The organism is Desulfobacter curvatus DSM 3379, assembly GCF_000373985.1.
Lineage (GTDB): Bacteria > Desulfobacterota > Desulfobacteria > Desulfobacterales > Desulfobacteraceae > Desulfobacter > Desulfobacter curvatus.
The window spans coordinates 1-6,563 of the sequence record NZ_KB892936.1 but is presented as its reverse complement, the minus strand read 5'-3'; the positions used below and the strand labels follow the sequence as shown (position 1 = coordinate 6,563).

Sequence of the window (6,563 nt, the reverse complement as noted above, 5' to 3'; positions counted from 1 at the left end):
GGTTGGGAAAGCCAGCCACACACATGCGTACACCATGCATGTAAGGGAAAGGACCTGACGGAAGGACGTAGCCCACAAAGGAAACTCGTGCCGGACATGTAGGGCTGGATAACATGAGCCAACCTCACTGCGGGGAATAGCAATTGGATCTTGTAACGGGTAACTGTGAAGGTCCGCGCGGAAGCGAGTCTAACCGAAGAACCGGATGCGGGAAAACCGCACGTCCGGGACTGTGCGGGGGGCACTGGGTGACCGGCGTTCCTACCGCGAGAGCCCTTGAAACGATATATGGAACAGAAAAAAATAAATTAATTTTACTGTCATAGATTAGAGATGAAAGAAAATAAAATATTTATCAGCTACGCACATGAAGATAAACTATCAGCTGATGAATTATATAGTGATTTAAAGCATCTTGGTTTATCACCGTGGCTTGATAAAAAGTCTCTTTTAGGTGGTCAAAATTGGAAAGCGGAAATAAAGAAAGCTATTAAAGATTGTTCATTTTTCTTAGTATTACTTTCATCAAAATCAATAACAAAGCGTGGTTATGTTCAAAAAGAAATAAAAGAGGCTCTTGATATACTCGATGAAATTCCAGAGAGTGAGATATTTATTATTCCTGTTCGACTTGATAATTGCGAACCATGTCATGAAAAGTTAAAAGAACTTCACCGGATAGACCTTTTTCCTTCTTATAATGATGGCTTTAAAAATTTGATAAACTCAATATTAAAAGGGCAATCACAAGAAGAACTACATAAAAAGATCAAAGATTTTGAGAACAATAAAGAATTACAAAATAATAAGAAGAAGAGAGTTTCAGAAAGAAAAATCAATAAATACATTTATTTCTTAATATCGTTTACTGTAATGTTATCTGTTATTCTCTTTTTATATTATCCTATTACTAATAATGAGCATCAAAAATCAAAAGAAGAAATACATGAATATGTTGAAAAAGCAAGAGGATATCTTGTTGGCGGTAATCCTGAAGGTAAAGAGCAAGCTCTTAAAATTTATCGAGAACTTATTTGTATTCTTCCTAAAAATGCTAAAGATAATTTAGATCAGCAACTGCTATCCGAAGCAGAAAATGATTATAAAAATGGATATTACGATGATTCGGTTCGAAAATACGAATCATTGTTTAAAAACGAATAACTTAAAAGGAGGAGGGTTCAAAATGTATCAAAAAAACTACAAACTGTTCATTGTCACAGTGGTAAGCATCACATTTTCGCTCGTTTTTTCTCTTTCACATGCCATATCAGAGACATGTGATATTAAAATCACTTCTCCAAGTCGTGATGGTATTGAAGTCGGAAAAAATATGAATATTGAGGGAACTGCTTCAATAGCAAGTGGAAATTTTCTTTGGGTTCTTGTTCACAGAAATGATTTTGAAGGTGTTTGGTGGCCTCAAAATTCAGGGAAAATAGATCCGAAGACTAAAGAATGGAAAGTATCTGTAACATTTGGCCAACCTGAAGATATTAGCTGGGATTTTGAAATTGCGGTTGTTGTCGTAAAAGAAAATGCTAATATTGAATTAACAAATTATCGAAAAAAAGCAATGACAAGTGGAGATTGGCGACCAATTGAAATGCCACCCACAGTTTGTGCCCCAAAGATTATCAAAGTCAAAAAAGTTAAACATTGATAAGTCATTAGAAATGAATGAAAAAAGGGCTAACCCGACGCTCCAGCGGATTCGGTTTTGCTCCGCTACGCTCCGCAAAACCGAACCGCTGACCTTTCCGTTCGGCTCCAACAAAGGCAGCAAAAATGAATGATCTGCTAAATAAAATTTCACCTGATGAAGCCCTGAATATCCTCAAAATATTGGCTAAAACTGATAAAGAAATTAAAAAGAAAATTTTTAACATCGCTGAAAATATAATCAAAGACGTTGATTATGAATTGGTAAGTGACGATGTGTTTTGGGCTTTAGATACAATTGACGTACATGAATTATGGAATAGTTCAGGTTCAACAGTGGATGGATATATATCAACTGATGAAATGGCATATGAAATGATTTCAAATGCAATAGAACCATTCCAAAAAGAAATTTTTAGATTTATTGATATGGGCATGACTCAAGAGGCGAAATTATACTGTATGGGTGTTCTGAAGGGTATATATATGTACGAATCTGATTCTAATTCTGAATTTAAGGATTGGGCTGTGGATATTCCTGGAGAATGTTTCCGATCTATTTTACATAAATGGGAAAAACGATCTAAAAAGAAGTCCGACATGAAAGCAATGAACGAATTTTTGATGCGAGAATGCTCAAACTGGATTGAAGAGTGATTATGCATTAATGGAAAGGCCGAATCGGGATAGGACTCCCCATCACTGAGGAGCCCTCCCACACCACCCGGCATACGGATCACGTACCAGGGCGGTTCGGCTGGTATGAATAGAATCGGCTGTAGGTTATCCCGCCAATTCTATCGGGTTTTGGGCAAAGTCATGCTATGGAAATTTCGGCCACTGCCGCATTATTCCCATAAAAGCCATCTGCTTACTCACCACCACCATTTACCCAGGCCAATCGACCCGAGCACCGTTCAGGCCTTCACCGGGGTGAGACCTCTCCACTTTTGTGAAGCTCGTTTCCACCGGCTACTATGCCCTCTGCTGACTTCTCCCATGCGGTCAAGGTCGGTTACCCGGCCCTCAGCCAATCCGGCACATGGGAGATCTCCCGGGGTAAACACACGTCTTTCAGTACGTGGACGCCGGATTTACGGACATACCCTGTGATGGATAGAGGACTTCGCCTTGTTGTGCAGGCTCGTCCCGGTATGCGCGCCTCATATCCGATTCCTGTACGTCATCCCGTACCTTCGTGGTACCTTGCCTCGGCAAAGCGGCTTCCTTCCGAAGTACCGTCACCGGTACCCCGTTGCACTACTACTACACCCTTCGCCTCCATCAGGCTGGGTCTAAGACTTGCCAAATGTATTGGAATTCTATACATTTGACTCACTTTTAAGAACGTGTGCCGTGACCGGCACACACAAAACGCTGGAGAGGGATCAGGCTTACTGCGCGGCCTTTAGTAAGTGCCTGGTTCAGGAAAGTTTATATTTTTATCGGGAGTTTTGAGGTTCAAAAAGCCTGGCCCCTCAGCTCCCCGTTGTGGTGCGACACGAGGTCGCATTATTGGCTGTTTGGCGGGCCAGTCGGTCCTGACCAAACCCGGCATTCTCCTGCCGGTACTCTATGTGGCATGCGGTTCCCGGTGCATCCGGCAACGGTGTGAAGCCCAACCGACAAAGTACCGAATTCCGCTACTGCGGAAGGGGTTAAAGCCGTGAGGCGGATACCCTCCTGGAAGCCTCAATCCGGGTGAGGGCAAGGGTTTGGATGATATGGTCAAATTAATTGAATGTTCCTTAAGCGTCGTCAGGGAGAACAAGCTAAAGAGGCTGGTAAGCTTGGACCAAAAGGTGAGCGGTCAGGTTGCAGGTTTCTCAACTGCCTGCACGGAGATGTTGCGCCGCCGGTGCAGTGGGCAGGCCTAAGTCATCCAATGATTGGCAATAATGTGGAACGTGGAAACCCTGTATCTTCGCCGGGAACATTCGGCAGGTGAAACCGCAAGGCACACTGATGGGGGTGCGGGAGTAAGATGCAGGAAAAAGCGAAGGCCGTCTTGTAATGAGGCGGATACGGATTGAGATGGATCTATAGATTATCAACATTACCCGGCCCGAAAGGGAGCTGACGTCCGGCGGGTGTGATTACAGANACACCCGGGCAGGTGTTTCTTTGCGAGATAATTTGGAGAATCTTTGAAGATGGGAAAGCAAATGACGGCATTAGCTGGTGCGCCCATCAGCAGCTTTACGCTGTTAAAAGACTGTAGATGCGTATCGCAAAGGTTGTTAAAGTAGCACACGGCATATACGCCAGAGGTTCTTTCAAAAGGATGCGTTTTCTTTTGACTCGGAAAAAGAACAGTACTTTCCGAACGAATGCTCAAGGACATATGCTATGAAATAACTGTAAATTTCATTATTGCTAAAACAACCGGGCGGCCCCGCAAGGCTTAGCCTTAGAAATGCTTGAGCCGTATGACGGGAAACTGTCACGTACGGTTCTGAGGGGGCCTGGGGTAGACAACTACCCCAGGCTACCCGATCCTAAAAACACCGTTGACAATAGTATCAATATTAGTATCATATAGGCATGAGCCAAATTGAAAAGCTATTAAATGAGATTTACAAAAATCCAACCAATGTAAAATTTACAGATTTATGCAGGGTCTGTGAACATTATTTTGGAAAGGCTCGCCAATCTGGTAGCAGTCATCGAATATATAAAACACCATGGCAAGGTGACCCTCGGGTAAATATTCAAAACAGTAAAGGAAAAGCAAAAGCCTATCAAGTTAAGCAAGTGATCAAGGCTATTAAAAGATTGGAGGAAGAAAGTGACACTACTAAATGATCATTATACATATAGGGTTACTTGGTCTCCTGAGGACGAAGAATATATCGGCTTATGTGCGGAATTCCCAAGCTTAAGCTGGTTGGCCAAATCTCCTGAATCAGCATTAAAAGGTATTCGTAAAACGGTAGAATCGGTCATTCAAGATATGAAAGACAATGATGAAAAAATTCCACAGCCAATCGCCTCAAAAAATTATAGTGGTAAATTTATGGTTCGTGTTCCACCGGAAGTTCATAGAAGTTTAGCGATCCAAGCAGCAGAATCAGGGGTAAGTATAAATAGGCTCGTCAGTTCTCGTCTCAGCCAATAATATTGGCACACACAAAACGCTGGAGAGGGACCAGGCTTACTGCGCGGCCTTTTCGGGAGTCCCTGGTTCAGGAAAATTTAACTTTTTATCGGAGCTTTTGGGGTTTAAAAAGTCTGGCCCCTCAGCTCCCCGTTCGCCTCCAAACCACCATTGACATATTAGTATCATATTGATACTATTTTTATTATGCCAAGAAAAATCAGACAACTTATAAAAGATCTTGAAAAAGCAGGCTTTATCAACCGAGGAGGGAACGGTAGCCACCGAAATTTGATTCATCCTAAAGGAATAGCAATAACGATTTCGGGGAATCCCGGTGATGATGCCAAGCACTATCAAGAAAAAGAAGTACAACTTAAAATAAAGAGGTCTAAAAGATGAAAAAAAGAGACCATTATTTGAAAATTGTTGAGTGGTCAGATGATGACCAATGCTATGTTGGCTCTATTCCCGGTTGGATTGGTAAATGCTGTCATGGTGATAATGAAGAAGACGTTTATCGTCAGTTGTGCCAAATATTGGACGAATGGATTGAAATTTATGAAAAAGATGAAATCCCTTTACCTGCAAGCATATCAGATAAAAAGTATTCTGGAAAATTTCAGCTAAGAGTAGACAGTGATTTACATAAAGCTCTTGCCATTAAAGCCATGCAAGCGAATGAAAGCTTAAACAGTTTTTGCGGGAAAATATTGAGAAAAACAATCGCATAACCCAAATCATAAAAGGCGAACGCTCGAGCGGGACCAGGCTTACAGAGCGGCTTTTCGAAAATACCTGGTTCAGGAAAATTTAACTTTTATCGGAGCTTTTGGGTTTAAAAGCCCGGCCCCTCAGCTCCCCGTTTTGTTTCTAAAATTAAACGTTGCGTGCTGCGCAATATGCTATATAATGAATGTATGATAAAATCTTTTAAGCACAAAGGGCTACGTAAATTTTTTGAAACAGGCAGCCTTTCCGGAATCCAGGCCGGTCATAAACAAAAGCTAAGAATGCGCTTAATTGCACTTGATACGGCAACATGTATTGAAGATATGAATACACCAGGTTGGCGGTTGCACAGCTTAAAAGGAGATCGTAAAGGATTATGGGCGATTGATGTAAACCGCAATTGGCGTGTCGTTTTCGAATTCAAGGACGGCAATGCCTATGTTGTAGATTATGAGGATTATCACTAAATGGCTATGTACAACCCACCCCATCCGGGGGAATTTATTCAAGAAGTTTACTTGGAACCATTGGGGGTTTCACCACGCAGTGTTGCCCTGCGACTTAAAGTCTCTCCTTCGACATTCGTAAGGGTATTAAAGGGGCAAAGCTCTATAAGCCCTGCAATGGCCCTTCGTTTATCCAAATGCTTAGGGCGTACCCCCGAAAGTTGGCTTCATATGCAGGACAGCTATAATTTATGGCATGCGAAGCAGAATATTGATCTTTCAGAAATTGAACCTATTGAGGTGCCAGCGTAAACAGAAAAAAATTACAGAACGTTGGAGAGGGACCAGGCTTACTGCGCGGCCTTTCGAAAGCCCATGGTTCAGGAAATTTTAACTTTTTACCGGAAGTTTTGGGGTTTAAAAGCCTGGCCCCTCAACTCCCCGTTATCGCGCCGAGCAAAGCTCGGCGCATCTTGCAGGGTGAAAGTCCCTGTCGGGTGAAATCCAGTAATGGGTTTCAGTAAGGGTTAGCCACCCACTCGTATCGAGCCTTGGACCCATGGCGGAGATATTCCGGCTATTGTAATTTAGGACGTCAAATAAACGAGACTGGAAACGAGCTGCGC

At 42.4% G+C, this 6,563-nt stretch carries 10 protein-coding genes; all 10 read left to right on the top strand.

The features are described from left to right. The first annotated feature begins 333 nt into the window (after nucleotides 1-333). Nucleotides 334-1,164 (top strand): toll/interleukin-1 receptor domain-containing protein, encoded by an 831-nt coding sequence (locus B147_RS0104665; protein WP_020586084.1) that lies wholly within the window; start codon nucleotides 334-336, stop codon nucleotides 1,162-1,164. A 22-nt stretch (nucleotides 1,165-1,186) separates the two neighbouring features. Next, entirely contained in the window at nucleotides 1,187-1,663 is a 477-nt protein-coding gene (locus tag B147_RS0104660) for a hypothetical protein (protein ID WP_020586083.1), read from the top strand. Nucleotides 1,664-1,788: 125 nt separating this feature from the next. Next, the gene (locus tag B147_RS0104655; protein WP_020586082.1) at nucleotides 1,789-2,319 is read left to right on the top strand and encodes a hypothetical protein; all 531 of its coding nucleotides are present in this window, start codon (nucleotides 1,789-1,791) and stop codon (nucleotides 2,317-2,319) included. A 320-nt stretch (nucleotides 2,320-2,639) separates the two neighbouring features. After that, nucleotides 2,640-2,996, top strand: coding sequence for a hypothetical protein (locus B147_RS31625; protein ID WP_157237775.1), 357 nt, complete (start codon nucleotides 2,640-2,642; stop codon nucleotides 2,994-2,996). Nucleotides 2,997-4,206: 1,210 nt separating this feature from the next. Next, a complete protein-coding gene (locus tag B147_RS30950) occupies nucleotides 4,207-4,467 on the top strand; it encodes a toxin HicA (RefSeq protein ID WP_083927809.1) in 261 nt (86 codons plus the stop codon). Continuing rightward, nucleotides 4,451-4,780: a type II toxin-antitoxin system HicB family antitoxin gene (locus B147_RS0104650; protein WP_020586081.1), complete on the top strand. Its 330-nt coding sequence runs from the start codon at nucleotides 4,451-4,453 to the stop codon at nucleotides 4,778-4,780. The genes B147_RS30950 and B147_RS0104650 overlap by 17 nt, the downstream gene beginning before the upstream one ends. Before the next feature lie 186 nt (nucleotides 4,781-4,966). Next, nucleotides 4,967-5,161 carry a type II toxin-antitoxin system HicA family toxin gene (locus B147_RS30945; RefSeq protein ID WP_083927808.1) on the top strand — a complete coding sequence of 65 codons (195 nt, stop codon included), beginning with the start codon at nucleotides 4,967-4,969 and terminating at the stop codon, nucleotides 5,159-5,161. After that, nucleotides 5,158-5,493 carry a type II toxin-antitoxin system HicB family antitoxin gene (locus tag B147_RS0104640; RefSeq protein ID WP_020586079.1) on the top strand — a complete coding sequence of 112 codons (336 nt, stop codon included), beginning with the start codon at nucleotides 5,158-5,160 and terminating at the stop codon, nucleotides 5,491-5,493. Before B147_RS30945 ends, B147_RS0104640 begins: the two co-directional genes overlap by 4 nt. Nucleotides 5,494-5,679: 186 nt before the next feature. Continuing rightward, nucleotides 5,680-5,958 carry a type II toxin-antitoxin system RelE/ParE family toxin gene (locus B147_RS0104635; RefSeq protein ID WP_020586078.1) on the top strand — a complete coding sequence of 93 codons (279 nt, stop codon included), beginning with the start codon at nucleotides 5,680-5,682 and terminating at the stop codon, nucleotides 5,956-5,958. Continuing rightward, nucleotides 5,959-6,249: a HigA family addiction module antitoxin gene (locus tag B147_RS0104630; RefSeq protein WP_020586077.1), complete on the top strand. Its 291-nt coding sequence runs from the start codon at nucleotides 5,959-5,961 to the stop codon at nucleotides 6,247-6,249. Nucleotides 6,250-6,563 lie beyond the last annotated feature (314 nt).

Bases quoted from the DNA above. Each gene is read 5' to 3' on its own strand.
- B147_RS30945 (WP_083927808.1), top strand. From the start codon at position 4,967: ATGCCAAGAAAAATCAGACAACTTATAAAAGATCTTGAAAAAGCAGGC.
- B147_RS0104665 (WP_020586084.1), top strand. From the start codon at position 334: ATGAAAGAAAATAAAATATTTATCAGCTACGCACATGAAGATAAACTA.
- B147_RS0104660 (WP_020586083.1), top strand. From the start codon at position 1,187: ATGTATCAAAAAAACTACAAACTGTTCATTGTCACAGTGGTAAGCATC.
- B147_RS30950 (WP_083927809.1), top strand. From the start codon at position 4,207: ATGAGCCAAATTGAAAAGCTATTAAATGAGATTTACAAAAATCCAACC.
- B147_RS0104655 (WP_020586082.1), top strand. From the start codon at position 1,789: ATGAATGATCTGCTAAATAAAATTTCACCTGATGAAGCCCTGAATATC.
- B147_RS0104640 (WP_020586079.1), top strand. From the start codon at position 5,158: ATGAAAAAAAGAGACCATTATTTGAAAATTGTTGAGTGGTCAGATGAT.
- B147_RS0104635 (WP_020586078.1), top strand. From the start codon at position 5,680: ATGATAAAATCTTTTAAGCACAAAGGGCTACGTAAATTTTTTGAAACA.
- B147_RS31625 (WP_157237775.1), top strand. From the start codon at position 2,640: ATGCCCTCTGCTGACTTCTCCCATGCGGTCAAGGTCGGTTACCCGGCC.
- B147_RS0104630 (WP_020586077.1), top strand. From the start codon at position 5,959: ATGGCTATGTACAACCCACCCCATCCGGGGGAATTTATTCAAGAAGTT.